This window comes from Mycobacteriales bacterium (assembly GCA_035995165.1).
Taxonomy (GTDB): Bacteria; Actinomycetota; Actinomycetes; order Mycobacteriales; family CADCTP01; genus CADCTP01.
The window spans coordinates 85,188-109,895 of sequence record DASYKU010000008.1 but is presented as its reverse complement, the minus strand read 5'-3'; the positions used below and the strand labels follow the sequence as shown (position 1 = coordinate 109,895).

Genomic DNA, 24,708 nt, shown 5'->3' with positions numbered 1-24,708 from the left:
GGCCGGCGCCGGCGTGGTGGTGCCGGCCGCCGTCGTCCCCGGCGCGTTGGTCCCCGGCGAGATCGTCCCGGGTGCGGTGGTCCCCGGCGCCGTGGTCCCGGGCGCGGTGGTCCCGGGCGCGGTGGTCCCGGGGGCGGTCGTGCCCGGCGCCGTGGTCCCGGGCGCGGTGGTCCCGGGTGCGGTGGTCCCGGGTGCGGTGGTGCCGGGCGCGGTGGTGCCGGGCCCGGTGGTGCCGGGCGCGGACGATCCGGAGTTCGTGGAGCCGGACCCGGAGTTGGTGGAGCCCGGGCCGGAGTTGCCCGACGGCGTCCGGCCGACGTCCGGCGGCGGCGACCCGTCCGGCATCGCGTCGCCGGCCGGGGTGAGCCCGTTGCCGGGCACGCCGGCCGGCACCGCGGGCAGCGCCGCGTCGGCCGGCCCGCTGGCGACCCGGACCGCCCCGGCGAACCCGCTCAGCCAGAGCGGCGTCACCTCGACGAACTCGCCCGGCTGCGGCGCCTGCACGATCTTGCCGTTGCCGAGGTACATCGCGACGTGGTGCACGGTCGAGAGGTCCGCCGGGTTGTACGCCCAGAACAGCAGGTCGCCGGGCAGCAGATTGGCCAGGTCGACGGGCGTCCCGACCCGGGCCTGCTCCCGCGAGGTGCGCGGCAGCGCGACCCCGGCCATCGCGTACGACCGCTGGACCAGGCCCGAGCAGTCGTACGTGTCCGGACCGGTCGCGCCCCACACGTACGGCTTCCCGACCTGCGCCAACGCGTACGTGATCGCGACGCTGACGGCCTGTGGTGCGGACAGCGGCGACGTCCCGCCGAGGACCTGCACCGTGCCGCCGGTCCCGCCGCCGGACGGCGGGAGGGTCGCGGTGCTCGGGGCCGGCACCGCCGACGGACCGGTCGCCTGAGCCTTCTCCCGGGCCTGCAGGATCTCCAGCGACCGGTGCTGCTGGACCGGGTTCTGCAGGGTCCGGCCGGGCTGGAGCAGGCCGGTCCCGACCGGGGCGACCGCCTGCTCGACCGCGGCCGGCGCGGCCAGCCCGAACCGGTTCGGCCCGGCGGCGGCGACCAGCGACCCGGCGATGAGCACGCCGACGGCACCGCGCCGGCAGACCGCGCACCAGCCCGGGAACGAGTAGCTGAGCCGCACTGGTTCCCCTTCCGGTTCGGGTCGTGCCCCCGATCCTGCATGACGTTCGTGGTTATGGCACGGGTTCCATCGGTAACGGGTTCGAAAGAACTACTCCTTACGGTTCCCTCAGCGCGTCCTGAATTTTTGCGGCGAGCGTTCCGTGCCGGGTCAGCATCTCGTCCAAACCGGGATGAACCGGGGTGCCGTCGAGGACCACCGGCCGGCCGGCGACGACCGTGTGCCGGGCCGCGAGCGGACCGCAGCGCAGCCACGCCTCGACCGGGTCGGTGAGCGCGCCGGCGAACGGCACCCCGGTCAGCGGCCACACCACCAGGTCGCCACAGGCGCCGGGGGCCAGCTCGCCGATCTCGCCGGCCCGGCCCAGCACCGCGGCGCCGCCCCGGGTGGCGATCTCCAGCGCGTCCCGGGCCGTCATCGCGGCCGGCCCGTGCCGCAGCTTGCCCAGCAGCATCGCCGTGCGGGCCTCCAGCCAGAGCGAGGCCGAGTCGGCCGAGGCCGAGCCGTCGCAGCCGAGCCCGACCGGCGCACCGGCCGCGCGCAGCTCGGCCACCGGCGCCAGCCCGGCGGAGAGGATCATGTTGCTGCTCGGGCAGTGCGCGACCCCGGTGCCCCAGCGGCCGAGCCGGGCGATCTCCTCCGGGTTCGGCCAGACGCAGTGCGCGACCCAGCTGCGGTCGGTGCCCCAGCCGACCTCCTCGAAGTGGTCGACCGGCCGCCGCCCGAACGTGGCCAGGCAGAACTCGTCCTCGTCCTTGTCCTCGGCCAGGTGGGTGTGCAGCCGGACGTCCAGCTTCTCGGCGAGCTCGGCGGTCGCGGTCATCAGCCGCGGCGTCACCGAGAACGGCGAGCACGGCGCCAGCGCGACCCGCACCATCGCGGTCGGCGACCGGTCGTGGTGGGCCTGCACCAGGCGCTGCGAGTCGGCCAGGATCTCCTCGTCGGTCTGCACGACCGAGTCCGGCGGCAGCCCGCCGTCCTTCTCCGACAGCGACATCGAGCCCCGGGTCGGGTGGAACCGGACCCCGAGCTCGACCGCGGCCGCGATCTCGGCCGAGATGAGGTCGCCGCCGCCGCGCGGGAAGACGTACAGGTGGTCGGTCGAGGTGGTGCAGCCGCCCTGGGCCAGCTCGGTCAGCCCTACGTAGGCCGAGACGTACGCGGCCTCCTCGTCCAGCCGTGTCCACAGTGGATAGAGGGTGGTGAGCCAGTCGAACAGGCTGCCGCGCAGCGCCGGGGCGTACGCGCGGGTGAGGTTTTGGTAGAGGTGGTGGTGGGTGTTGACCAGGCCGGGGGTGACCAGGCAGCCGTCCGCCCGCAGGGTGCGGGCCGCGGCCGGGGCCGGGTCGGCCGGCCCGCCCAGCGCGCTCACCACCCCGCCGGTGACGGCGACCCAGCCGCCGGCGATCTCGCGGCGGTCGGCGTCCATCGTCGCGACCAGGTCCGCGCCGGTCACCAGCAGGTCAGCAGGCTCGTCCATGCCCGCATTCTGGTGCAGCCGCCCCGGCACCATGTCACGGCTCGGGGTCGGGTGGGTCCCCGGCGCAGCCGACGCAGGTACGTTGGGAGGTCATCTGTCCGCCGGGGAGGAGGTCGGGACCGCGTGTTGCTCGCCGCCCCGCGTTTCGCGCTGCCGGAGACGGTGGCCGAGGCCGTCGCGGCGCTGGCCGAGCGGCCCGGCGCGGTGCTCGTCGCCGGCGGCACCGAGGTGCTGCCCGACCTGCTCTGGCGGCGCCGGTCCGCGGCCGGCTTCGTCTCGCTCCGCCGCATCCCCGGGCTGCGTACGGTCGTACCCGGTCTCACGCTCGGATCCGGCGTGACTGCCGCACGGTTGCAACGCCCGGACGTCGCGGCCGCCGCCCCCGCGCTGGCCCGCTCGGCCGCCAGCCTGGGGACGCCGCAGGTGCGGGCGGAGGCGACGCTCGGGGGCAACGTGGTCAGCGCGCTGCCGTACCGGAACCTGCTGCCGGTGCTGCTCGCGCTGGACGCCACGCTGGTGCTGGCCTCCGCCGCGGGCGAGCGGGAGGTGCCGTTCGACGGCTTCGTGCTCGCGCCCGGGCAGGCCGCGCTGCGGCCGGGGGAGGTGCTCACCGCGGTCCGGGTACCGGTCCGGACAGGTTTCCAGGACTACGTGAAGGTCGGCCGCCGCAACGCCCAGTACGTCGCGACCGTGAGCGCGGCGGTGGTGGTGGACACCGCTGAGCGCCGGGTCCGGTTCGGCTTCGGCAACGCGGCCGCGACCCCGTTGCGGCTGGACGAGGCCGACCGGGCGGCGACCGCCGCGGTCGACTGGTCGACCGGCGCGGTCACCCTCGACGGTGCGGAGGCCGTGGCCGAGCTGGTCCGGCGCGGGGTCGACCCGCCCGAGGACGACGCGGCCACCGCGGCGTACCGGCGGCACGCGCTCGGCGTGCTGGCCCGGCGGCTGCTGCTGCGCGCGGGTGGTGCCGATGACCGATGACGAGTGGGTCAGCTACGAGCTGACCGTGGACGGCAAGCCGCACCAGGTGACCGCGCGCTGGGACGAGTCCCTGCTGACCGTGCTGCGGGAGCGCCTCGGCGTACGCGGGCCGAAGCTCGGCTGCGCGCACGGCCGGTGCGGCGCCTGCACGGTCACGCTCGCGCTGGACGGCGAGTCGGCGCTGACCTGCTCGTGCCTGCTGCCCGCCGCCGCGGCCGCCGGCGCCGACGTCTCGACCGTCGCGTCGCTCGCGGCCGGCGACGGCGCGCTCTCGGACGTGCAGGACGCGTTCCTCGAGGCCGGCGCGGTCCAATGTGGATACTGCACGGCCGGGATGGTGCAGTCCGCCACCGGCCTGCTGGAGCGCAACCCGGACCCGACCCGGGACGACGTGGTGGCCGCGCTGTACGGCAACCTCTGCCGGTGCACCGGCTACGGCCGGATCGTCGAGGCGGTGCTGGCGACCGCGGCCCGGCGGCGGAACCGATGAGTCCACAGGGGACGGTCGGCGCCGGGGCCCGCCGGCCGGACGGCGCGGCCAAGGTCACCGGCACCTTCGAGTACGCCAACGACCTGGCTCGGCCGGGAATGCTGCACGGCGTCACCCTGCGCTCGCCGCACCCGCACGCGCGGATCCTTCGCATCGACACCACCGCCGCCGCAGCGATGCCGGGCGTGCGCGCGGTCCTCACCGCCGACGACATCCCGGGCGAGGTCCACTTCGGACTGACCCTGCGGGACGAGCCCGCCCTGGCCGACGGCGTGGTCCGGTACGCGGGCGAGCCGGTCGCCGTGGTCGCCGCCGACGATCCCGTGCTGGCCGCCCGGGCTGCGGCCGCGATCGTGGTCGACTACGCGCCGCTGCCCGCGGTCACCGACCCGCAGGAGGCGCTGACCGCGCCGCCGCTGCACCCGGAGGGCAACGTCTACCGGCACGTCGACTACGCCGCCGGCGATCCCGCGATGCCCGGGGCGGTCGTCAGCGTCGAGGGGACGTACCGGCTGGGCATGCAGGACCCGGCGTTCCTCGCCCCCGAGGCCGGGCTGGCCTGGCCGAGCCCGGACGGCGGGGTCGAGCTGGACGTGGCGACCCAGTGGCTGCACTCGGACCGCAACCAGATCGGCTGGGTCACCGGGCTGCCGCCGGAGAAGGTCCGGCTGCGGCTGTCCGGGGTCGGCGGCGCGTTCGGCGGCCGCGAGGACATGACGCTGCAGGCGCACGCCTGCCTGCTGGCCCTGCACACCGGCCGTCCGGTCAAGATCGAGTACTCCCGGGAGGAGTCGTTCCTGGCCCACCGCCAGCGCCACCCCGGCACGATCTGGCTGCGGCACCACGCCACCGCCGACGGCACCCTGGTCGGGCTGGAGGCGCGCGTCCTGCTCGACGGCGGGGCGTACGCGTCGACCTCGCCGGTGGTGGTGACGAACACGGCCACCCTGCTGCAGGGGCCGTACCGGGTGCCGAACGCGGTGATCGACGCCTGGTCGGTGCGGACCAACAACCCGTCCTGCGGGGCGATGCGCGGGTTCGGGGTGCCGCAGGCGGCGTTCGCGCACGAGGCCCAGATGGACGCGCTGGCCGGCGCGCTTGGCCTGGACCGGGTCGAGCTGCGGCTGCGCAACGCGCTGCGGCAGGGCGACGTCACCACGTACGGGCAGGTGCTCGACCAGCCGACGCCGGTGCGCGAGGTGATCGAGGGCTGCCGCGACCTGCCGCTGCCACCGTCCACTGTGGAGGTTCCCGGGGGCGCCGGCCGGGCGTCGGGGCCGCGGCACGTCCGCCGCGGCGTCGGCTGGGGCGTGATCGCCAAGAACCTCGCCTTCTCCGAGGGGTTCGTCGACGAGTCCACCGCGACCTGCGAGCTGCGCGACGGCGTGGTCAGCCTGCAGTGCGCCTGCGCCGAGGTCGGCCAGGGCTTCGTCACGATCGCCGAGCAGATCGCCCGCTCCGTCCTCGGCGCGACCGCGGTGACCGTCGAGCAGGCCGACACCGGGATCGCGTCGGCCGGGTCGACCTCGGCCAGCCGGCAGACGATGGCCTCCGGTACGGCCGTGCACCAGGCCTGCGCGGCCGTCCGGGACCGGCTGCTGGACCGGGTCGCCCGCCGGCGGGGCCTGCCCCGCGCCGCGCTCGCGATCGCCGCGGGCATGGTCACCTGCGCCGGCGAGCCGGTCGTCCCGGTCGCGGCGGCCGCACCGGGCCGGACGATCCGGGCCACCGAGCACTTCGTGCACCCCGCGACCGTCGCCCTGGGCGAGCCCGGGCCCATCTACGTCGCCTTCGGGTACGCGGCGCAGCGCGCCGTCGTCGACGTCGACGTCGAGCTCGGCCTGGTCAAGGTCGTCCAGGTCGCCTCCTGCCAGGACGTCGGCACCGTCATCAACCCGGTCCAGCTGCTCGGCCAGGTCGAGGGCGGCATCGTCCAGGGGCTCGGCTTCGCGCTGATGGAGCAGGTGATCGTCCGGGACGGGCACATCCGCAACCCCGACCTGCAGGACTACCTCATCCCGACGATCGCCGACGCCCCGCAGGTGGTGTCCGCCTACGTCGAGGTGCCGCAGCCGGGGATGCCGTACGGCTGGAAGGGGGCGGGGGAGCTGCCGCTCTGCGCGGCCCTGCCGGCCATCGCGGCCGCGGTCCGGGACGCCACCGGGCTGCCCCTCCCGTCCGCCCCGATCCGCCCCGACGACATCGCCCTCGCCCTCGGCGCCGCCCCCATCGTCCGCTGGACCACCCCGCCGCCGCCCCCGGTCGCGGACTCCCCGTACCCGGACCCGTCCGGACGGGGCGACGGAACCTGGGAGAGATCCGGCGCCGACGGCCACGAGCCCGCCCCCGGCTAGATCTCAGCCGCGCCGCCCCGGCTCAGGCAGGGCCGTCGAGGAGGGGGAGGAGGGCGGGCGGCACCGTCTCGGCGCCGACAGTGGGCCGGGCGGCCAGCGCGTCCGGCGGGAGGCCGGCGCCGGCCAGGACCGCCGCGGCCTGCGACTCGGGCAGGGTGTCGAACCAGGTGCGGCCGAGGCGGGAGCGGCCCGCCGGCGTGAGCCGGCCCCACAGCCGGAGCCGCGCCATCCCGCCGTCCGGGTACACGTCCAGCCGAGCCTCGCGGACGGCCGGCCCGGGCGGCAGCGGGAACCGGTGCCGGGTGTCCGGCAGCAGCGCCGTGCGCGACATCAGCTCGACCGGGCTGCCGTCCGCCCCGAGCCCGGTCAGCCGGGCCCAGCCCGGCGCGTTGTGCAGGAAGTACGACGTGTCCAGCTCGGCCCGCTCGACGACACCCTCGCCGGCCAGCCGGACCGACACCCAGTCGTTGCCGGGACCGCGCCGCCGCGCGGTCTCCCAGCCCTCACCCATCGACCGGGCCACGCCGGGCGAGATCAGCTGCACCGGTCTGGAGTAGAACTCGTTGCTGCAGCCCGCGATCGTGGCCCCGTTGTCGAGCGCGGCCAGGTCGAGCGGCCCGGCGCCGAGCAGCCGCGGGTCCGGCACCGGCGTCCCGTGCACCCGCAGCCGTGCCACCCCGCCGTCCGGGTGGATCCGCAGCCGCACGTGGGTGACGCGCCGTCCGGAGGGCACCGCGAGGGAGTTGCGCGCGTCACCGTCCACTCGCGACTCGGCCAGCAGCGGCTGCCAGTCCATCGTGGACAGTTCGCCGGCGGCCGGGTATCCCTCGACCCCGAGGCCGTCCAGCGACGCCGCCGCCGGGTAGTTGCCGGTGAAGAAGCTGGTGTCCACGACGATCCCGGACACGATCCCGGGCACGCCGAGCCGCACGATCACCCAGTCCGTGCCGGGGGAGCGGCGCCGGCGGGTCTCCCAGCCGTCGTACACCTTGCCCTGGTGACCGAAGTCGTCGTGCCGGGCCGGCGGGTGCGGCAGGATCAGGTTCTCGGCGTCGGCGAAGGCGGCGTCGTTGCGGGCCACGACCGCGCCGCCGAGCGCCCGCGACGCCAGGTCGGGGAGCGCGAGGAAGCCGGTCACAGCAGCCGCCCGAGCGGCAGGTCGCCGGCGGGCAGGCCGCGCAGCCAGGTCGATCGCACCACGCCCCGCAGCCTACGACCCGCGTACGCGCTGACCGGGTTGCGGTGCCGCAACGCCGCCACGTCGACGGTGAACTCCTCGTCCGGCGCGAACGCGACCAGGTCGGCGTCGTACCCGGCGGCGATCGTGCCCTTCCCGGCCAGGCCGGCGAGGCGGGCGGGTCCGGCGGCCATCCACCGCACGACGTCCACCAGCGGGACGCCCCGGGCCGCGGCCGCGGTCCACACCACCGGCAGCGAGAGCTGCAGCGAGGAGATCCCACCCCAGGCCGCGCCGAAGTCGCCGCTGTCGAACCGCTTCAGCTCCGGCGTACAGGGGGAGTGGTCGGAGACGACGCAGGTCAGGGTGCCGTCGGCGAGCCCGGCCCAGAGCGCGTCCCGGTTGGCGGCGTCCCGCACCGGCGGGCAGCACTTGAACTGGGTCGCCCCGGCCGGCACGTCCTCGGCCGCGAGCGCGAGGTAGTGCGGGCAGGTCTCGGCGGTGATCCGGACGCCCTCGGCGACCGCCGCGCGCAGCAGCGGCAGCACCGCGGCCGCGGACACGTGCACGACGTGCACCCGGGCGCCGGTCTCCCGGGCCGCCTCGATGAGCCCGGCCACCGCGCGGGTCTCGGCCTCGGGCGGGCGGGAGGCGAGGAAGGCCGCGTACGCGCGGTCGTGCGGGGCCGGCCGGATCGCCGCCTCGTCCTCGCAGTGCGCGATGAGCAGCCCGTCGAAGGTCGCCAGCTCGGTCAGCGCCGCCCGCAGGTGCGCCGGATCCAGCGGCGGGAACTCGGGTACGCCCGAGTCGAGCAGGAAGCACTTCACCCCGTAGGCACCGGCGTCGTGCAGGGCCCGCAGGTCGCCGGCGTTGCCGGGGATCGCGCCGCCCCAGAAGCCGACGTCGACCCGGATCTGCGGCTGGGCGGCGGCCCGTTTGACCGCCAGCGCCGCGGCGTCCACCGTCGGCGGGATGCTGTTCAGCGGCATGTCGAGGATCGTGGTGACGCCGCCGGCCGCGGCCGCCGCGGTGGCGGTCGCGAACCCCTCCCACTCGGTCCGCCCGGGCTCGTTCACGTGCACGTGCGTGTCGACCAGCCCCGGCAACAGCACCGTGTCGTCGTCGAGCACGACGGTCCCGGTGGCGTCGAGGGACGAGTCCCAGTCGGCGACCACGGCGACCCGTCCACCCGCGACGCCGACCCGGGCGGGTACGAGCGCGTCGCCGATCACCGCCCGGCGCGCGGCGACGACGAGGTCGAGGCTCACGCCACCACCGCCGCGGGCAGCAGCCCGTCCAGACCGGCCAGCGCGACCGGCAGCTCGGCGCCCCAGGCCGTCGCGGTCCAGCCGCCGTCGAGCGGCAACCGGACCGTGTCCGTCCCGACCGCGGGGTCCACAGTGGACCCGTCCAGCACCAGCTCGGCCGCGTACGCCCGGGGCGTGAACGGCGCCGCCCAGCCCGCCCCGCCCGGACCCAGCTCCTGGCTCGTGTGCAGCAGCGGCCGGCCGTCCCGCTCGACCCGGACCGTGCCGGTCCAGCGCCCCGGTCCCGCACCGGCCCGGCCGAGCACGACCCGCTCGGTCAGCCGCAGCCGGCCCTCCGGTCCGAGCCGCGCGGTCGTCGTCGCGACGTGGGTCGCGCGGGCCGTCACGACGGTCGGCGCCAGCGCCAGGTCCAGCGCACCGGCCACGTCGAGCGCGACGGTCGTCCCCGACGGGGCGCCGGCCGCCGCCGGCAGCACCACCGCTGCCGCCGCGCTGCGCACCAGCAGCCGCGCGCCCGCCTCGACCGTGATCGTCAGGGTGACCGAGTCCCCGCCGAGCGGGCCGGCCGCCGTGCCGACCAGGTGGACCGAGCCGGGACCCGTCGCCCGGACCGCCAGCGCGCCGGACGCCCGCAGCACCGGCAGCACGGTCCGCCCGCCGGGATCTGCCCGGGCGACGATCTCGACCTCGGTCCTCACACCCCTACTCGTACCAGCGAGCGCACCCAGTCGGCCACCGGCCCGGCCGTCGGGTCGTCCCGCAAGTGCGAGCCGACCTGGATCGGCCGGTCGCCGGCGTTGTGCACCCCGAGCTCGATCCGCGCCGCTCCCTCGCGGGTGCTGATCGTCCCGTCCGCCGGGGTCACCTCGCCGGGTATCACGGGATCGGGTGGTGGACGGTCACGAGCTTGGTCCCGTCCGGGAAGGTCGCCTCCACCTGCACCTCCGCCAGCATCTCCGGCACCCCGTCCATGACGTCGTAGTGGCCGAGCACCGTGCGCCCCGACTGCATCAGCTCGGCGACGGACACGCCGTCGCGGGCGCCCTCAAGCAGGTGGTCGGTGATCACCGCGACCGACTCGGGGTTAGTTCAGCTCGAGCCCGCGACCCTGCCGGCGCCGGGCCAGCTCCGCCGCGTACGACAGCAGCAGGCGCTCCTGCTCGTGCGGGGTCAGCTGCATCCGCGGCACTCTGACGACGCCCTGTTACCACCAGATCACCTGAGGCGGTCGAGCGTGGCGCGGTCCAGGCCGACCTCGGCGGCGTCGACCGCCCCGCAGTCCAGGGCCCGGGTGATCACCGCGGCCAGCGCCCGCGCGGTCGCCGGCTCGTCCAGCACGCCGCCCTCGGCCCCGGCCAGGTACGTGGACAGCCGCTCCCGCGCCGCCGGCAGCGCGTCCCGGAAGAACGTGTACGTGGCCAGGTAGCGGGTCGGCAGCTGCGCCGGGTGCAGGTCCCAGCCCTGGTAGAGCCCGGTCCGCAGCGCCCGGGTGACCAGCCCCGCGTGCCGGCGCCAGGCCGCGTCCCGGCCCGGTCCGACCGGCAGCAGGTTCGAGGAGCCGTCGACCGCGCGGGCGCCGGTGCCGGCCACCGCGACCTGCATGACGGCCTTGGCGTGGTCGGCGACCGGGTGGTCCGAGGCCTGGTACGCCGCCGCGACCCCGAGCGCGGCGGAGTAGTCGTACGTGCCGTAGTGCAGGCCGCGGCACCGGCCCGCGGCCGCGTGCACCATCGCCGCCGCGGTCGCCGCACCGTCCGGGCCGAGGACCGCCTGCGGCGTCTCGACCTGCAGCTCCAGCGCCAGCGTGACCCCGTGCTCGTCCTCCAGCGCGGCCAGCAGCCCGACCATCGCGCGGACCTGGTCGACGTCGGTGACCTTGGGCAGCGTGACGAGGACCTCGTGCCCCGCGAGCCGGGACAGGAACAGGTCCAGCGTCCGCACCCCGCGGCGCCGGGTGGCCGGCTCCAGCGACTTGGCCCGGATCCCCACGTACGGCGGCGCGACCCCGGCGGCCAGGTCGGCGCCGACCGCCTCGGCCGCGGCGAGCACGTCCCGGTCCTCGTCGTCGCCGCGGTAGCCGTCCTCGGCGTCGACCCGCAGGTCCTCGACCGGCTCGCGCTCCAGCTTGGCGACGACCCGGGGGAGCACGGCCGCCGGCAGCCCGGTGATCGCGGCCAGGTCGGCGCCGTCCAGCGCCGCCAGGGCCGCGGAGCCCCACCGGGCGGCCAGCCCGGGCCGGACGCGGTCGGCCGGGACGTAGACCGTGTGCACCGGCTGCCGGCCCCGCGGCTCACCCGGGTACCGCGCCGCCCGGGCGGCGTCGGACGCGGCCAGCCGCCGATCCAGGTCGGCGAGCACGGCGTCCGGCAACACCCGATCATCGTCGCACCCCGGCTCGCCGGCCCGATCGACCCGGCCGGCAGGGTCGAGTTGCGCAGCGGGCCCGGCCCGGGTCGCCCCGCGCGGGGGACCGGTAGCGTGGCGCGGGTGTCGTGGACGCTGGCCGAGTTCAACGCGCTGCCCGGCGCGGCGGCCGAGCGTGAGCTGGCGGCGGCCAACGCGGCGCCGCGGTTCGCCCGCGAGGTCGCCGCCGGACGCCCCTACCCGAGCCTGTCCGTACTGGCCGACACCGCGACCGACGTCGCTGCCGGCCTGGGCTGGGACGAGGTCGGGCAGGCCCTGGCCGCGCATCCGCGCATCGGGGAGCGCGCGGCCGGCGACTCGGCCGAGGCCGCCTCGTCCCGGCGCGAGCAGGCGGCGATGAGCGACGCCGACGACGCCGTCCGGGTCGCGCTGGCCGAGGGCAACCGCGCGTACGAGGAGAGGTTCGGGCACGCGTTCCTGATCCGGGCCGCGGGCCGGACGCCGGCCGAGATGCTGGCCGCCCTGCGGCGCCGGCTGGAGCTGGACCCGGCGGCGGAACGGGCCGAGACGACCGCGCAACTCACGCAGATCACCCGGTTGCGGGTGGAGAGGCTGGTGACCGGGTGAGCATGTCCACCCACGTCCTGGACGGGACGACGGGCCGTCCGGCCGGCGGTGTCGCGGTGCGACTGTCCGGTTTGGACGGTACGCCGCTGGCCGACGGGCACACCGATCCCGACGGCCGCTGCGCCCTGGCCCCGTACGACCTGGACCCCGGCACGTACGAGCTGACGTTCGACTCCGGCGGCTACTTCCAGGAGCGCACGTTCTACCCGTCGGTGACGGTCACGTTCACCATCCGCGACGGCGGCGCCCACCACCACATCCCGTTGCTGCTCTCGCCGTACTCCTACACGACCTACCGGGGGGCCTAGATGGGGATCGTGCTCGGGCCCAACCAGTACGGCAAGGCCGAGGTGCGGGTCGTCGCGATCGACCGGACGACCCCCCGCCACGGCATCAAGGACCTCAACGTCTCGACCACCCTGCGCGGCGACTTCGCCGCGGCCCACCTGGACGGCGACAACGGGCACGTGCTCGCCACCGACACCCAGAAGAACACGGTCTTCGCCTTCGCCCGCGACGGGATCGGCGAGATCGAGGACTTCGGGCTGCGGCTGGCCCGGCACTTCGCCGGGGCGTACCGGTGGATCACCGGCGCCCGGATCGAGGTCGAGGAGTACGGCTGGGACCGGATCCCGGTCGGCGGCCGCGAGCACGACCACGCGTTCACCCGGGCCGGCGGCGAGGTCCGCACCGCGGTGGTGACCGTCGACAGTGGACAGGAATACGTCCTCAGTGGACTGTCCGGTCTGGTCGTGCTGAAGACGACCGACTCCGCGTTCGCCGGGTTCCCGCGGGACCGCTACACCACGCTGGCCGAGACCGACGACCGGATCCTGGCCACCGCGGTCAGCGCCCGCTGGCGGCACACCGGCACCGTCGACTGGGCCGGCAGCTTCGCCGGCATCCGGGCCGACCTGGTCGAGACGTTCGCGACCGAACCGAGCGAGGCCCTGCAGCAGACGCTCTACCAGATGGGTTCGGCCGTCCTCAGTGGACGGCCGGAGCTGGCCGAGATCCGGCTGTCGATGCCGAACAAGCACCACTTCCTGCAGGACCTGAGCCCGTTCGGGCTGGACAACCCGAAGGTCGTCTACCACGCCGACGACCGGCCGTACGGGCTGATCCAGGCCGTCGTCCAGCGCGACGACGCGCCCCCGGCCGGCACCGCCTGGGAGGGCACCCCCCAGTACGGCTAGAGCTGCGCGAGCAGCTCGGCCAGCCGGTCCATCGCCCCGGCCGCACCGCCGTCGCCACCGAAGGCGCCCGCCGCGGAGGCCGGGAACACCGAGCTGTCGGTGAACCGGGTCCGGCCGTCGCCGAGGTCGGTGAAGGCCAGCGTCTCCAGCAGCACCACCCCGGGGAACCCGCCGTATTCGAAGGTCTGCACGATCCGGTCCTCGGCGACGGAGTGGTAGACCCCGTGGAAGGCGTTGGTGCCGCCGTCGGCGCTGGTGTTGACGAACCGCCAGCTGCCGCCGGCCCGCGGCTCCAGCGCCTCGACGACGAGCTGCTCGTCCTTCGGCGCCCACCAGCGGGCCACCAGCTCCGGGTCGGTGAAGGCCCGGAACACCTGCGCCCGCGGGGCGTCGAAGGTCCGGTCGAAGCTGAACTCCTGGTTGGTCATCCCTGCTCCTTGGTCTCGGCGAGCAGCTGCGCGAGCCGGTCGTAGCGTTCCTCGGTGCGGCGGCGGTGCGCGGCGATCCAGTCGGCGGTCTCGGCCAGCGGCTCGGGCGCCAGCCGGCACGGCCGTCGCTGGGCGTCGCGGCCGCGGGTGATCAGGCCCGCCCGCTCCAGCACCTTCAGGTGCTTGGACACCGCCTGCAGGCTGATCGGGAACGGCTCGGCCAGCTCGTTCACCGTCGCATCGCCCACGGCGAGCCGGGTGATGATCGCCCGCCGCACCGGGTCGGCCAGCGCCGCGAACGTGGTGTCCAGGTCGCTCATGCTCAACCTCTCGGTTGATAAACCGTCGGGTTGACTATGGCGGCGACGCGGGACGGCGTCAAGCGGAGAGGCCGGTCAGAGCCAGTGCCGGCGGCGGAACTGGAGGTAGAGCCCGACGCAGGCGACCAGGATCACGCCGAGCACGACGAAGTAGCCGTAGTGGGTGTGCAGCTCCGGCATGTTGTCGAAGTTCATCCCGTAGATGCCGGCGATCGCGGTCGGCACCAGCGCGATCGCAGCCCAGGCGCTGATCTTGCGGACGTCCTCGTTCTGCCGTGCCGCGGCCTGGTTCTGCTGCACCGCGACCCGGGCCAGGTCGGCCTGCAGCACACCGGTGAGCAGGTTGTCGTAGCCGTCGATGCGGTCGCCGACCCGCAGCAGGTGGTCGTGCACGTCCCGGAAGTACTCGACCGTCTTCGGGTCGACGCCCGGGACGGCTCCGGCGGCCAGCTCCTCCACCGCCGGCGCCAGCGGCTGCACGGCGCTGCGGAACTGCAGCACCTCGCGCTTGAGCTTGTAGATCCGCTCGCTGTGGTTGCTCTGGTCGCCGCCGAAGACCTGCACCTCGATGTCGCTGACGTCGACGTCGATCTCGCCGGCGACGCTCTCGTAGCCGTCCACGACGATGTCGAGCAGCCGGTAGAGCACCGCGGACGGGCCCCGCCCGAGCAGGTCGGAGTCGTCGTCGAGGTCCTTGCGAACCCGGCTGACCACGTCGTTGTCGCCGTGCCGGACGGTCACCACGAACGTCTCGCCCAGGAATACCGCGACCTCGTCGACCTCCACGATCTCGACGTGGTCGACGTAGCGGACCGGCTTGACCACGACGAACAGCACGTCGCCGTACCGTTCCAGCTTGGGGCGCTGGTGCGCCTTGACCGCGTCCTCGACCGCCAGCGGCGGCAGGTCGAACTCGGTGGCGACCGCGGCGATCTGCTGCACCGTCGGCTCGACCAGGCCGAGCCAGACGAACCCGTCCCGGACCGTACGGGCCGCGCGCCGGGCGTCCGGGACCGTGAGCCGGCCGCCGCGCCGCTTGCCGCCGTCGTAGACCGCGCAGTCCGCGACCGTCCCGTCCAGCTCGACCGGGCCGAGGTGGTCCGGCTCGCCCGGCCGCCGCGCGGCCGGCGTCCGCGGCTCCAGGACGTCGAGCGGCCCGCCGGTCAGCCCGCGTTCGACCGCGCGCGCCAGCCAGCGCCGAGCGGTCTCGCGTCCAGGCAGCACGGCACCCTCCTGCGGTCAGGATGTCACGCGGCCAGTAGGTTGCCGGGCGTGGACGGCAGCACCTCGCACCGCTCCCGCCGGACGTCGTCGGGTCCCGGGCGGCTGCTCGTGCTCGTGTACGGGATCTTCGCGCTGTCGGCCACCGCGCGCGCGGCGGTCCAGATCGCGACGAAGTTCTCGGATGCGCCGCTGGCGTACGTGCTGTCGGCGTTCGCGGCCGTCATCTATCTCTGCGCCACGGTCGGGCTCGCGCGCTCCGGCCCGGCCGGCCGCCGGCTGGCCACGGTCGCCGTCAGCGTAGAGCTGATCGGCGTGCTGGTGGTCGGCTCGATCAGCCTGGCCCAGCCGGACGACTTCCCGGACGCCACGGTCTGGTCCGGGTACGGCGAGGGCTACGGGTTCGTGCCGCTGGTGCTGCCGATCCTGGGCCTGCTCTGGCTGCGCCACACCCGGGAGCGGGCGTGATCGACGGGCTGGCGTACCCGGTCATGGCGGTCTCGGTGCTGGTCGGGCTCGGCACCATCGGCTTCGCGCTGGCCGACCGCCGCCCGCTGACCCTGCTCGCGTACGGGCTGGTGCTGGTCGAGATGGCCGCCGTGATCCAGGTCCTGGTGGCGATCGTGCAGGCGATCCGCGGCGAGCGGCCGCACGAGGTCGCGACCTTCGTCGGGTACGCACTCACCTCTCTACTGGTGCCGCCGCTCGGCGCGCTCTGGGCGCTGTCGGAGAAGACGAAGTGGGGGACCGGTGCGGCCGGCGTCGCCTCGCTCGTGCTCGCCGTACTGACCCTGCGAATGAAGCAGGTGTGGGGATAGTCGCTTCCGGGGGATGGGAGGCTCAGCCCATGGCGGCGGTGACGGTACGGGGACGAGCGGCCGAGGACGTCGAGCCGGACCGCGTCCGGCTCACGCTCGCGGTGCAGGCCGAGGCGGCCACGGGCGCGGAGGCGCTGGGGCTGGTGGCGGAGCGGTCCGCCGCCACCGACGCCGCTCTGGACGCGGCCGGTGACCTGGTGCTGCGGCGCCGGCCGGCCGCGGTGTCGTTGAGCCCGGTCTGGTCGGAGTCACGGGTGATCACCGCGCAGAGCGCCAGACGGGTGATGACGGTCGAGGCGACGGCGGCCGGGTCGTTCGGGGACCTGCTCGCCCGGCTGGCCGCCGTACCGGGATCGGCGGTGGAGAGCACCGAGTGGATCGTCGACCCGGACAACCCGGTGCACGGCCGGCTGCGCGGCCTGGCCGTGGCCGACGCCCGGCAGCGGGCGGTCGACTACGCGCAGGCCGCTGAGCTGCGGCTCGGCTCGCTGGAGTGGATCACCGAGCCGGAGGTCCGGCCCGGTGACACCGGCTGGTACACGCAGGCGAAGGCGGTCGCGCTCGGTTTCGCCGGCGATTCCGGGCCGACCCTGGAGCTGCGTCCGGAACCGGTCACGGTCACGACCGCGATCGACGTCCGGTTCGCGCTGCTCGCCTGACAATCCGGCGTGCCGTTCACATAGCGGCACGTCGTGAGCGCGAAACATCGGTGTCGTGGCGCGTTTCCTTCCTTTCTCACGCGCAGCGCACACGGTCAATCAAAAGATGGGCGCGCGCGGGGGCGTCATGACCCTTATGGTGGACCCCGCCGGGGAGCCGGGAAGGTCGAGAAGCGTGCCTGGGCGCCCCCCAGACAGGCCTCTTTCACGGGGGGTGACATGACAGCCGAAGCGCCGTCCGCGGTGTCCGCCGAGGAGTCGCCGCAGTCCGTCGTGGATGTGGCGCCGCGTCAGCGACCCCTGCCGGATCCACCTGAGGGGTCCACAGAGGGCGATGGCGCCCGTCCCGACGCCTCCGACGACGGCGCTGCCGCCGCCACCGAGACGGGTGAGCTGATCCAGGGCCGGTTCGGTCCACCGGAGCGGCCCTCGGGCGAGGTCGTCCACGGCCGGTTCGGTACGGCCGAGACGGCCGACGTCCCGGGCGAGGTCGAGGCGGACGCCGATCAGGCCGATCCATCCGATCCATCCGATCAGGCCGGACCGGACGACTCCGTCGTCGAGGTCGCCGATTCCGTCGAGGTCGCCGATTCCGTCGATTCCGTTTCCGTCGTTTCCGTCGAGGTCGCCGAGCCTTCGGTCGAGGTGGTCGAGGACACCGCAGTCGCGGCCCCGGTCGCCGAGCCCGGCATCGACACGACCGACGAGGTCATCGCGGTCATCGCGGTCGACGCGCCGATGGCGGACGAGGTCGTGGCCGAGCAGGTGGCCGAGCAGCTCGGCACCGTCGTCGGCGACGACGTCGAGGCTGACCCGGCCGAGTTCGCCGCCGCCGCCGTGCTCGACGTCCTGCGCGCCTCCGGCTGGGCCGACGCCGGCGAGGCGGCGGAGCTGCGGGCCGAGGCGACCCGGATGCGGGAGCTGCTGTCCGAGGTCATCCGCGACCACCGCGCCCGCGAGGCGTCCGCGGCCGGCTTCGAGAACCAGCAGCTCTACTGGCTGGTGCCGCTCCTGCGGGCCGCCCACGGGGTCGCGTTCGGCAGCCTCGGGGCGAAGGTCGCGCTGCGGACCGCGGTCCAGGAGGTGCCGACGGAGGTGCTCGCCCAGGCCGGGCTGCGCATCGACTACGGCGTCGAGCCCGACTACCAGGAAGACCGCCAGGACCCGCGCTAGACGCGGTTCGCGGGCAGGTTCTGCAGTCGGACCTGCCCGCGGGCGACGATCCGCTCGTTCTCGTCCCGGATCTCCACCAGCCAGAGCTGCTGCAGGCGGCCGCGGTGGATCGGCGTCCCGGTCGCGGTGAGACGGCCGTCCCGGACCGCCCGCAGGAAGTCGGTCTGGTTGCTCACGCCGACGACCTGACCGCGCTCGTACCAGGTCGCGGCGGCGACGCTGGCGACCGTCTCGATCACCGAGCAGTGCACCCCGCCGTGCACGATCCCGTACGGCTGGTGGTGCGCGGGCCGCACGTCCCAGGCCGCGACGACCTTGTCCCCGCTGACCTCGAGCAGCTCCAGCCCCAGCCAGTTGACGAAGGCACCGGCATCCGGGGGCAGGTCCGTGTCCGTGTCCGTCACGGCGGAAAGCCTAGGTCAACGCGGTACGCAGACCGTCAGCGCGTTCGGCACGATCGCCGCCTTGGCCTTGCGGGCCTCGCCCCGGGCGCCGCCGTCCAGCTCGATCGGCAGCGGCCGGTCCAGCCGGATCGAGACCTTGGTGCCGCGGGTCATCCGCACGTACCGCGAGTCCTCGGAGCGGCCGAGCGTGATGCGGCCGAGCGTCCGGGCCCACTGCAGCACGCCCGAGGCGGTGGTGACGCCGACCTCGAGCAGCCCGTCGGACGGGTCGGCGTCGTCGAAGGCCGGCACGCCGCCGACGATCCGCCCGACGTTGCCGAGCAGCAGGCAGCTGGCCGGGCCCTCGTACCAGACCGTGCCGTCGACCTTCACCCGCGCCTGGACCAGCGGGCCACGGATGCCGCTGAGCCCGGACCGGACGTACGCCAGCCGGCCGAAGCGGGCCTTGGCCCGCCGGTCCGCGCCGCCGACCAGCTCGGCGTCGAAGCCGAGCCCGGCCATCACCGCGAAGTGCTCGCCGTCGAGGATGCCGAGATCGAGCGCGCGGCGCCGGCCGTGCAGCGCGATCTGCAGGGACTCGGCCAGCTTGTGCGGGATGCCGAGGTTGGTGGCGAGCAGGTTCGCGGTGCCGGCCGGCAGCAGGCCGACCGGGACGCCCGAGCCGGCCAGCGCGTCGGCGGAGCGCTGGACCATCCCGTCGCCGCCCCAGACCAGCACCAGCTCGGCCCCGTCGGCCAGCGCCTTGCGGGCCTGTTTCGGCGCCTTCTTGGACTTGGCCACCTCGTACCAGAGCGGGTCCTGGACGCCGGCCTCGTCCAGCGCCTCCCGCAGCGCGTCCAGACCAGCGCCGTGCATCCTCTTCTTGCGGTGTGCGAGCACCGCGACGCGTTCGGCCACGCCTGACGGATTACCCGATCCCGCTGTCGATCACGCCCCGGCGCTGGTCCGGTCGCCGCGGTCACCCTCCGGCCGGCTGCTGCTCCCGTCCCGGAGGGGCGTCCGACGGACGTGGTCGACACCACCACCCGCCCGAGCCTGCTCACCGACGTCTGCTCGCGCAGCGTCGCGATCGGGACGCTCGAGGGCATCGACGGATCCCGGCCTTACTGCACGGCCGGCGGGGTGGGGGCGGTGCTCGCCGTGTTCCCGGCCGTCGGCGCTCCGATCACGCGGGTGGTCAGCGTGAACGAGCCCTGCGCCACGACCCCCACCCCGTTCCTGGCCCAGTACGACGGGGTGAAGGTCGAGTGCCGGCCCGCGGACACCGACATCGCGACCGGCCGGATCGTGCCGATCCGGGGTGATGCCCCGGCGGACCCGGTGGTGCCGCCGGACGCGGTGACGGCCAGCGGCAGCGGGCTCGACCCGGTCATCAGCCCGGCGTACGCGGCGCTGCAGGTGCCCCGGATCGCCCATGAGCGGAATCTCGGCCTCGACCGGGTCCGGCAGCTGGTGCACGACAACACGACCGGCCGTCAGCTCGGCTTCCTCGGTGAGCCCGGGGTGAACGTGCTGACGCTCAACCTGGCGCTGGACCGCATCGCGCCCGTGGCACCCTGACGTCATGGGGGAGCGCGGTGAGCTGCGGATCTATCTCGGCGCGGCTCCTGGCGTCGGCAAGACGTACGCGATGCTGGGTGAGGCGCACCGGCGGCTGCAGCGCGGCACCGACGTGGTGGTCGGGCTGGTCGAGACCCACGGCCGGGCCCGTACCGCGGAGCTGCTCGACGGGCTCGAGGTGTTGCCGCGGGTCACGGTCGACTACCGCGGCGCCGCCTTCGAGGAGCTCGACGCCGACGCCGTGCTGGCCCGCCGGCCGCAGGTCGCGGTCGTGGACGAGCTCGCCCACACCAACGTCCCCGGCGGCCGGCACGGCAAGCGCTGGCAGGACGTCGAGGACCTGGTCGCGGCCGGGATCGACGTGCTGACCACGGTGAACGTGCAGCACCTCGAGTCGCTCAACGACGTGGTCGAGACGATCACCGGGGTGCCGCAGCGGGAGACCGTGCCGGACGAGGTGGTCCGGGCGGCCGACCAGGTGGAGCTGGTCGACCTGACGCCGGAGGCGCTGCGGCGCCGGATGGCCCACGGCAACGTGTACGCGGCCGACAAGGTGGACGCCGCGCTCGGCAACTACTTCCGGGTGGGCAACCTGACCGCCCTCCGGGAGCTGGCGCTGCTCTGGCTGGCCGGGACGGTCGAGGAACAGCTCGACCGCTACCGGACCGACCACGGCATCACCTCGACCTGGGAGACCCGGGAGCGCGTCGTCGTCGCGCTCACCGGCGGACCGGAAGGAGACACGCTCGTGCGCCGGGCGGCCCGGATCGCGGCCCGGAACACCGGTGCCGACCTGCTCGCCGTGCACGTCACCCGTTCCGACGGGCTGACCGGCGCGGACCCCGCGACCCTCGCCCGGCAGCGGGTGCTGGTGGAGAGCCTCGGCGGGACGTACCACCAGATCGTCGGCGACGACGTGCCGCGGGCGATGCTGGACTTCGCCCGGGCCGAGAACGCGACGCAGCTCGTGCTCGGGGCGTCCCGGCGGGGCCGGCTGGCGCAGCTGTTCTCGCCCGGGATCGGCGTGACGGTCACCGCGCAGTCCGGCTCGATCGACGTGCACATGGTCACCCACGAGCAGGTCGGGCGCGGGCGGGGCCGGCTGCCGCGGCTCTCGGCCGGGTTGACCCTGCGCCGGCGGCTGGCCGGCCTGGTCACGGCGGTGGTCGCGCTGCCGCTGCTGACGCTGGTGCTCTCGAGCCTCCGGGACGCGCTGAACCTGACCAGCGACGTGCTGGTGTTCCTGGTCGCGGTGATCGGGGCCGCGCTGGTCGGCGGGCTCTGGCCGGCGGTGGCCGCGGCGGTCGCCGCCTCGCTGCTGCTGAACTGGTTCTTCACCCAGCCGACCGGCCGGTTCGCGATCGCGGAGCGGAACAACGCGCTCGCGCTGGTCGTGTTCCTCGCGGTCGCGGTGATGGTGAGCTGGGTGGTCGACCTGGCGGCGCGGCGCAGCAGCCAGGCCGCCCGGGCCACCGCCGAGGCCGAGACGCTGTCCACGCTGGCCGGGGACGTGCTGCGCGGCGAGACCGCGCTCACCGCCCTGCTCGACCGGGTCCGCGAGAGCTTCGGCATGGCCTCCGCCACCCTCCTCGAACGCGGCCCGGCCCCGGCGTCGGACACCGCCCCGAGTACGCCACCGGCTCCGGACCGCACCCCGGAGGATGCCGGGTGGCCGGGCGACCCGAAGACACCGCCGGCCGGGCCGGTGGTGCCGGAGCGGGCCCCGGCGGCGGACGCCCGGCCGGGTGGGGTGGAGCGGCACGGGTGGCACGTGGTCGCCAGCTCCGGTCCGGACCCGTGCGTGCGGCCCGAGAACGGCGACGTGGACGTGCCGGTCGGCGACGACCTCGCGCTGGTGCTGCGGGGACGCCCGCTGGCGGCGGAGGACCGCCGGGTGCTGGCCGCGTTCGGGGCCCAGGCCGCGGTCGCGCTGCGGCAGCGCCGGCTGGCGCAGGCGGTGGCCGAGGCCGAGCCGCTGGCCGAGGTCGACCGGACCCGGACCGCGCTGCTGGCCGCCGTCAGCCACGACCTGCGTTCCCCGCTGGCCTCGGCCAAGGCCTCGGTCTCGGCGCTGCGCAGCGACGGGGTGCCGTGGAGCGAACCCGAGCGCGCCGAGCTGCTGGCCACCGCGGACGAGTCGCTGGACCGGCTGACCCGGCTGGTGGAGAACCTGCTCGACCTGTCCCGGCTGCAGGCCGGGGCGCTCGCGGTCTTCCCGCAGCGCGTCGGGTTGGAGGACGTGCTGCCGGCGGTGCTGCGGGAGCTGGGACCGGACGGGGCCGGGATCGAGATGACGCTGGAGATGGAGCTGCCGGAGGTGATGGCGGACCCGGGCCTGCTGGAGCGGATCCTCGTCAACGTCGCGGCCAACGCGGTCCGGCACTCGCCGGCGAACGACCCGCCGCGGATCACCGGCAGTGCGCACCGGGACCGGGTCGAGGTCCGGGTGATCGACTTCGGCCGGGGCGTGCCGGAGTCGGACTGGGACCGGATCTTCGTGCCGTTCCAGCGGCTCGGTGACCGGGACAACACCGCCGGCGTCGGGCTCGGGCTGGCGCTGTCCCGGGGGCTGGCCGACGCGATGGACGGCCTGCTCTACCCCGACCACACCCCGGGCGGCGGCCTGACGATGGTGCTCTCGCTGCCGGCCGCTCCGATGACGCGGCTGCGGCGGTGAGCCGGGTGCTGGTCGTCGAGGACGACCCCCAGCTGCTGCGGGCGATGCGCATCACGCTGCACGCCCGCGGTCACGACGTGCTCACCGCGGCCACCGGGCGCAAGGCGCTGTCGGAGGCGGCCGCGGCCCGGCCCGACCTGATCGTGCTCGACCTCGGCCTGCCCGACCTGGACGGCGTGGAGGTCATCCAGGGGCTGCGCGGCTGGACCAGCGTGCCGATCATCGTGCTGTCCGGACGTACGTCCGGCGGGGACAAGGTCGCCGCGCTCGACGCCGGGGCGGACGACTACGTGACCAAGCCGTTCGGGATCGAGGAGCTGCTGGCCCGGATCCGGGCGGTCAGCCGGCGGGCGATCGCGCCGGACGGCGGGGTGCCCGCGGTCGACGTCGGGCCGTGGCGGGTCGACCTGGCCGACCGCCGCGTCACCGGCGACGGCGGCGAGGTCAAGCTCACCCCGACCGAGTGGAGGCTGCTGGAGGTGTTCGTCCGGCACCCGGGCAAGCTCATCGGGCAGCGGCAGCTGCTGACCGAGGTGTGGGGGCCGGCCAGCACCGGGGACACGTCGTCGCTGCGCCTCTACCTCAACCGGCTGCGGCGCAAGCTGGAGCCGGACCCCAGCCGCCCCCGGCACCTGCTCACCGAACCCGGTCTCGGCTACCGCTTCGAACCCTGACGCTCACGGCGCGTACGAGCCGGGGGTCCAGGCGCGGGTGCTGACGCTGAGGGCGTTCCAGGCGTTGATCGCGACGATCAGCGAGACCAGCGCGCCGATCTCGTCCGGGGAGAACTGCTCGGCCACGGCCGCGTAGTCCTCGTCCGGCACGTGCGTCTCGGTCAGCCGCGTGACCGACTCGGTGAAGGCGAGCGCGGCCCGCTCCCGGCCGGTGAAGTACGGCGTCTCCCGCCAGGCGGCCAGCCCGTACAGGCGCTGCTCGGTCTCGCCGCCGGCGCGGGCGTCCTTGCTGTGCATGTCGATGCAGTACGCGCAGCCGTTGAGCTGCGAGGCCCGCACCCGCACCAGCTCCCGCAGCCCCGGCTCGATCCCGACCCGGTCCAGTTCCTTGGTCGCGGCGTTGTCGAGGTGCGACATCGCCCGGGAGAACGCCGGCGCGGCGCTGTCGAGGTCGAGGCGGACGGGGATCTCGGTCATCGTGGTCATGACTCCACCCTGCGCGCCGAGCGGCCCGCGCGTAAGGTCCAGTTCCGTGCCGGGATCATGGGCCACTTCAGGCGTCGACCTGCATCTCGACCTGGCCGGGACGCGCGGCCGGGCCGGGCTGGAGCAGGCCCTGCGCGAGGCCGTCCGGACCGGGCGGTTGCGGCCCGGCATCCGGCTGCCGTCCTCCCGCACGCTGGCCGCGGACCTGCGGGTGGCCCGCAACACGGTCGCCGAGACGTACGGGCAGCTGGTCGCGGAGGGCTGGCTGGTGGCCCGGCAGGGTTCCGGCACCCGGGTCGCCGACCGGATCGCCGTTCCCGAGCCGAGCTCGGTCCCGGCCGATCCGCGGCACGCCGCGCGGTACACGCTGCGGCCGGGCTCGCCCGACCTCAGCTCGTTCCCCCGGACGGCCTGGCTCAGCGCGGCCCGGCGGGCGCTGGCGACCGCCCCGGCCGAGGCGCTGGGCTACTCCGACCCGCGCGGCCGGCCGGAGCTGCGCCGGATGCTGGCCGGGTACCTGGCCCGGGCCCGCGGCGTGCACGCCGATCCCGAGCGGATCGTGGTCTGCGCCGGGTTCACCCAGGGCCTCGGCCTGGTCTGCGCGGCGCTGCGGGAGGCCGGGGCGCGCTCGCTGGCCACCGAGGCGTACTGCCAGCCCGGCACCCGCGCCATCGCCGCCGCGCACGGGCTCCGGCTGGGCGCACTTTCGGTGGACGGCCGCGGCGCCCGGCTCGGGGTGGGCGCTGATGCGCTGTTGCTGACTCCGGCGCACCAGTTTCCGCTGGGCAGTGTGCTCGCGGCCGAGCGCCGGGGCGCCGCGGTGGGCACCGGCGCCTGGATCATCGAGGACGACTACGACGGCGAGTTCCGCTACGACCGGCATCCGGTCGGGGCCCTGCAGGGGCTCGCCCCCGACCGCGTCGTCTACGCCGGGACCGCGAGCAAGACGCTCGCGCCCGGGCTCCGGCTGGCCTGGCTGGTGCTGCCGGCCGCGCTCGTCGACGCCGTGGTCGCGGCGAAGGAGCGCGCCGACCGCAACAGCGGCGCGCTGGAGCAGTTGACGATGGCCGAGTTCGTCGCGAGTGGACGGTACGACCGGCACGTCCGCAGCCGGCGGCTGGCGTACCGGCGGCGGCGGGACCGGCTGGTGGCCGCGCTGGCCGAGCACGTGCCGCAGGCCCGGGTCACCGGGGTCGCGGCCGGGC

General features: G+C 75.3%; 25 protein-coding genes and 3 pseudogenes. 14 read left to right on the top strand and 14 right to left on the bottom strand.

What is annotated here, in order from left to right:
- Both VGP36_02010 and VGP36_02005 read right to left on the bottom strand, forming a co-directional pair.
- A partial coding sequence (locus VGP36_02010; GenBank protein ID HEV7653496.1) for an NlpC/P60 family protein occupies nucleotides 1-1,146 on the bottom strand: 1,146 nt, incomplete at its 3' end.
- 97 nt (nucleotides 1,147-1,243) lie between these two features.
- Nucleotides 1,244-2,626: an 8-oxoguanine deaminase gene (locus tag VGP36_02005; GenBank protein ID HEV7653495.1), complete on the bottom strand. Its 1,383-nt coding sequence runs from the start codon at nucleotides 2,624-2,626 to the stop codon at nucleotides 1,244-1,246.
- Nucleotides 2,627-2,749: 123 nt separating this feature from the next.
- Here VGP36_02005 and VGP36_02000 point away from each other — a divergent pair, with 123 nt between their 5' ends.
- The 3 genes from VGP36_02000 to pucD are packed head-to-tail and all read left to right on the top strand — an operon-like array spanning nucleotide 2,750 to nucleotide 6,451.
- A complete protein-coding gene (locus VGP36_02000) occupies nucleotides 2,750-3,607 on the top strand; it encodes an FAD binding domain-containing protein (GenBank protein ID HEV7653494.1) in 858 nt (285 codons plus the stop codon).
- On the top strand, nucleotides 3,597-4,097 hold the full coding sequence (locus VGP36_01995) for a (2Fe-2S)-binding protein (GenBank protein ID HEV7653493.1): 501 nt from the start codon (nucleotides 3,597-3,599) through the stop codon (nucleotides 4,095-4,097). Before VGP36_02000 ends, VGP36_01995 begins: the two co-directional genes overlap by 11 nt.
- On the top strand, nucleotides 4,094-6,451 hold the full coding sequence (gene pucD / locus VGP36_01990) for a xanthine dehydrogenase subunit D (GenBank protein ID HEV7653492.1): 2,358 nt from the start codon (nucleotides 4,094-4,096) through the stop codon (nucleotides 6,449-6,451). The genes VGP36_01995 and pucD overlap by 4 nt, the downstream gene beginning before the upstream one ends.
- Nucleotides 6,452-6,473: 22 nt before the next feature.
- On the opposite strand, the gene alc is transcribed toward pucD, so the two are convergent.
- The 6 genes and pseudogenes from alc to VGP36_01960 all read right to left on the bottom strand — a co-directional run bounded on the left by alc (nucleotide 6,474) and on the right by VGP36_01960 (nucleotide 11,269).
- The gene (gene alc / locus VGP36_01985) at nucleotides 6,474-7,589 is read right to left on the bottom strand and encodes an allantoicase (protein ID HEV7653491.1); all 1,116 of its coding nucleotides are present in this window, start codon (nucleotides 7,587-7,589) and stop codon (nucleotides 6,474-6,476) included.
- On the bottom strand, nucleotides 7,586-8,896 hold the full coding sequence (allB, locus tag VGP36_01980) for an allantoinase AllB (GenBank protein HEV7653490.1): 1,311 nt from the start codon (nucleotides 8,894-8,896) through the stop codon (nucleotides 7,586-7,588). The genes alc and allB overlap by 4 nt, the downstream gene beginning before the upstream one ends.
- Nucleotides 8,893-9,594, bottom strand: coding sequence for an urease accessory protein UreD (locus VGP36_01975; GenBank protein ID HEV7653489.1), 702 nt, complete (start codon nucleotides 9,592-9,594; stop codon nucleotides 8,893-8,895). The genes allB and VGP36_01975 overlap by 4 nt, the downstream gene beginning before the upstream one ends.
- Nucleotides 9,591-9,761, bottom strand: a complete 171-nt coding sequence (locus tag VGP36_01970) for an urease subunit beta (GenBank protein HEV7653488.1) — start codon at nucleotides 9,759-9,761, stop codon at nucleotides 9,591-9,593. Before VGP36_01970 ends, VGP36_01975 begins: the two co-directional genes overlap by 4 nt.
- Nucleotides 9,762-9,772: 11 nt before the next feature.
- Nucleotides 9,773-10,076: pseudogene (locus VGP36_01965) on the bottom strand (urease subunit gamma).
- A 35-nt stretch (nucleotides 10,077-10,111) separates the two neighbouring features.
- Complete coding sequence (locus tag VGP36_01960) at nucleotides 10,112-11,269, bottom strand: aldolase (GenBank protein ID HEV7653487.1); 1,158 nt, start codon at nucleotides 11,267-11,269, stop codon at nucleotides 10,112-10,114.
- A 114-nt stretch (nucleotides 11,270-11,383) separates the two neighbouring features.
- On the opposite strand from VGP36_01960, the gene uraD reads away from it, so the two are divergent.
- The 3 genes from uraD to pucL are packed head-to-tail and all read left to right on the top strand — an operon-like array spanning nucleotide 11,384 to nucleotide 13,083.
- Nucleotides 11,384-11,887, top strand: a complete 504-nt coding sequence (gene uraD / locus VGP36_01955; protein HEV7653486.1) for a 2-oxo-4-hydroxy-4-carboxy-5-ureidoimidazoline decarboxylase — start codon at nucleotides 11,384-11,386, stop codon at nucleotides 11,885-11,887.
- Complete coding sequence (gene uraH, locus VGP36_01950) at nucleotides 11,884-12,195, top strand: hydroxyisourate hydrolase (protein ID HEV7653485.1); 312 nt, start codon at nucleotides 11,884-11,886, stop codon at nucleotides 12,193-12,195. Before uraD ends, uraH begins: the two co-directional genes overlap by 4 nt.
- Complete coding sequence (gene pucL / locus VGP36_01945) at nucleotides 12,196-13,083, top strand: urate oxidase (protein ID HEV7653484.1); 888 nt, start codon at nucleotides 12,196-12,198, stop codon at nucleotides 13,081-13,083.
- Here the strand turns inward: pucL and VGP36_01940 are convergent.
- The 3 genes from VGP36_01940 to VGP36_01930 all read right to left on the bottom strand — a co-directional run bounded on the left by VGP36_01940 (nucleotide 13,080) and on the right by VGP36_01930 (nucleotide 15,055).
- Nucleotides 13,080-13,511, bottom strand: a complete 432-nt coding sequence (locus tag VGP36_01940) for an SRPBCC domain-containing protein (GenBank protein ID HEV7653483.1) — start codon at nucleotides 13,509-13,511, stop codon at nucleotides 13,080-13,082. The genes pucL and VGP36_01940 overlap by 4 nt on opposite strands.
- Nucleotides 13,508-13,831, bottom strand: coding sequence for a metalloregulator ArsR/SmtB family transcription factor (locus VGP36_01935; protein HEV7653482.1), 324 nt, complete (start codon nucleotides 13,829-13,831; stop codon nucleotides 13,508-13,510). Before VGP36_01935 ends, VGP36_01940 begins: the two co-directional genes overlap by 4 nt.
- A 75-nt stretch (nucleotides 13,832-13,906) precedes the next feature.
- Nucleotides 13,907-15,055: a magnesium and cobalt transport protein CorA gene (locus VGP36_01930; protein HEV7653481.1), complete on the bottom strand. Its 1,149-nt coding sequence runs from the start codon at nucleotides 15,053-15,055 to the stop codon at nucleotides 13,907-13,909.
- 48 nt (nucleotides 15,056-15,103) lie between these two features.
- On the opposite strand from VGP36_01930, the gene VGP36_01925 reads away from it, so the two are divergent.
- The 4 genes from VGP36_01925 (at nucleotide 15,104) to VGP36_01910 (ending at nucleotide 17,702) form a co-directional block, all read left to right on the top strand.
- Nucleotides 15,104-15,520, top strand: a complete 417-nt coding sequence (locus tag VGP36_01925; GenBank protein ID HEV7653480.1) for a hypothetical protein — start codon at nucleotides 15,104-15,106, stop codon at nucleotides 15,518-15,520.
- Nucleotides 15,517-15,870 carry a hypothetical protein gene (locus VGP36_01920; protein HEV7653479.1) on the top strand — a complete coding sequence of 118 codons (354 nt, stop codon included), beginning with the start codon at nucleotides 15,517-15,519 and terminating at the stop codon, nucleotides 15,868-15,870. The genes VGP36_01925 and VGP36_01920 overlap by 4 nt, the downstream gene beginning before the upstream one ends.
- Nucleotides 15,871-15,899: 29 nt before the next feature.
- Nucleotides 15,900-16,529 carry an SIMPL domain-containing protein gene (locus tag VGP36_01915; protein ID HEV7653478.1) on the top strand — a complete coding sequence of 210 codons (630 nt, stop codon included), beginning with the start codon at nucleotides 15,900-15,902 and terminating at the stop codon, nucleotides 16,527-16,529.
- Between the two features lie 219 nt (nucleotides 16,530-16,748).
- Nucleotides 16,749-17,702, top strand: a complete 954-nt coding sequence (locus VGP36_01910) for a hypothetical protein (protein HEV7653477.1) — start codon at nucleotides 16,749-16,751, stop codon at nucleotides 17,700-17,702.
- On the opposite strand, the gene VGP36_01905 is transcribed toward VGP36_01910, so the two are convergent.
- Together VGP36_01905 and VGP36_01900 are read right to left on the bottom strand one after the other, a co-directional pair.
- Nucleotides 17,699-18,106: a PaaI family thioesterase gene (locus VGP36_01905; GenBank protein HEV7653476.1), complete on the bottom strand. Its 408-nt coding sequence runs from the start codon at nucleotides 18,104-18,106 to the stop codon at nucleotides 17,699-17,701. The genes VGP36_01910 and VGP36_01905 overlap by 4 nt on opposite strands.
- Before the next feature lie 15 nt (nucleotides 18,107-18,121).
- Nucleotides 18,122-19,003, bottom strand: coding sequence for a diacylglycerol kinase family protein (locus VGP36_01900; protein ID HEV7653475.1), 882 nt, complete (start codon nucleotides 19,001-19,003; stop codon nucleotides 18,122-18,124).
- A gap of 111 nt (nucleotides 19,004-19,114) precedes the next feature.
- Here VGP36_01900 and VGP36_01895 point away from each other — a divergent pair.
- From VGP36_01895 to VGP36_01885, 3 genes and pseudogenes are all read left to right on the top strand, one after another.
- Nucleotides 19,115-19,666: pseudogene (locus tag VGP36_01895) on the top strand (potassium-transporting ATPase subunit C).
- Nucleotides 19,667-19,670: 4 nt separating this feature from the next.
- On the top strand, nucleotides 19,671-22,343 hold the full coding sequence (locus VGP36_01890) for a DUF4118 domain-containing protein (GenBank protein ID HEV7653474.1): 2,673 nt from the start codon (nucleotides 19,671-19,673) through the stop codon (nucleotides 22,341-22,343).
- Nucleotides 22,340-23,017, top strand: coding sequence for a response regulator (locus tag VGP36_01885; protein ID HEV7653473.1), 678 nt, complete (start codon nucleotides 22,340-22,342; stop codon nucleotides 23,015-23,017). The genes VGP36_01890 and VGP36_01885 overlap by 4 nt, the downstream gene beginning before the upstream one ends.
- 3 nt (nucleotides 23,018-23,020) lie before the next feature.
- Here VGP36_01885 and VGP36_01880 read toward each other — a convergent pair whose 3' ends face one another.
- A complete protein-coding gene (locus tag VGP36_01880; protein HEV7653472.1) occupies nucleotides 23,021-23,503 on the bottom strand; it encodes a carboxymuconolactone decarboxylase family protein in 483 nt (160 codons plus the stop codon).
- Here VGP36_01880 and VGP36_01875 point away from each other — a divergent pair.
- A pseudogene (locus tag VGP36_01875) lies at nucleotides 23,502-24,677 on the top strand (PLP-dependent aminotransferase family protein). The gene VGP36_01880 and the pseudogene VGP36_01875 sit on opposite strands and share 2 nt — an antisense overlap.
- Nucleotides 24,678-24,708: the final 31 nt, after the last annotated feature.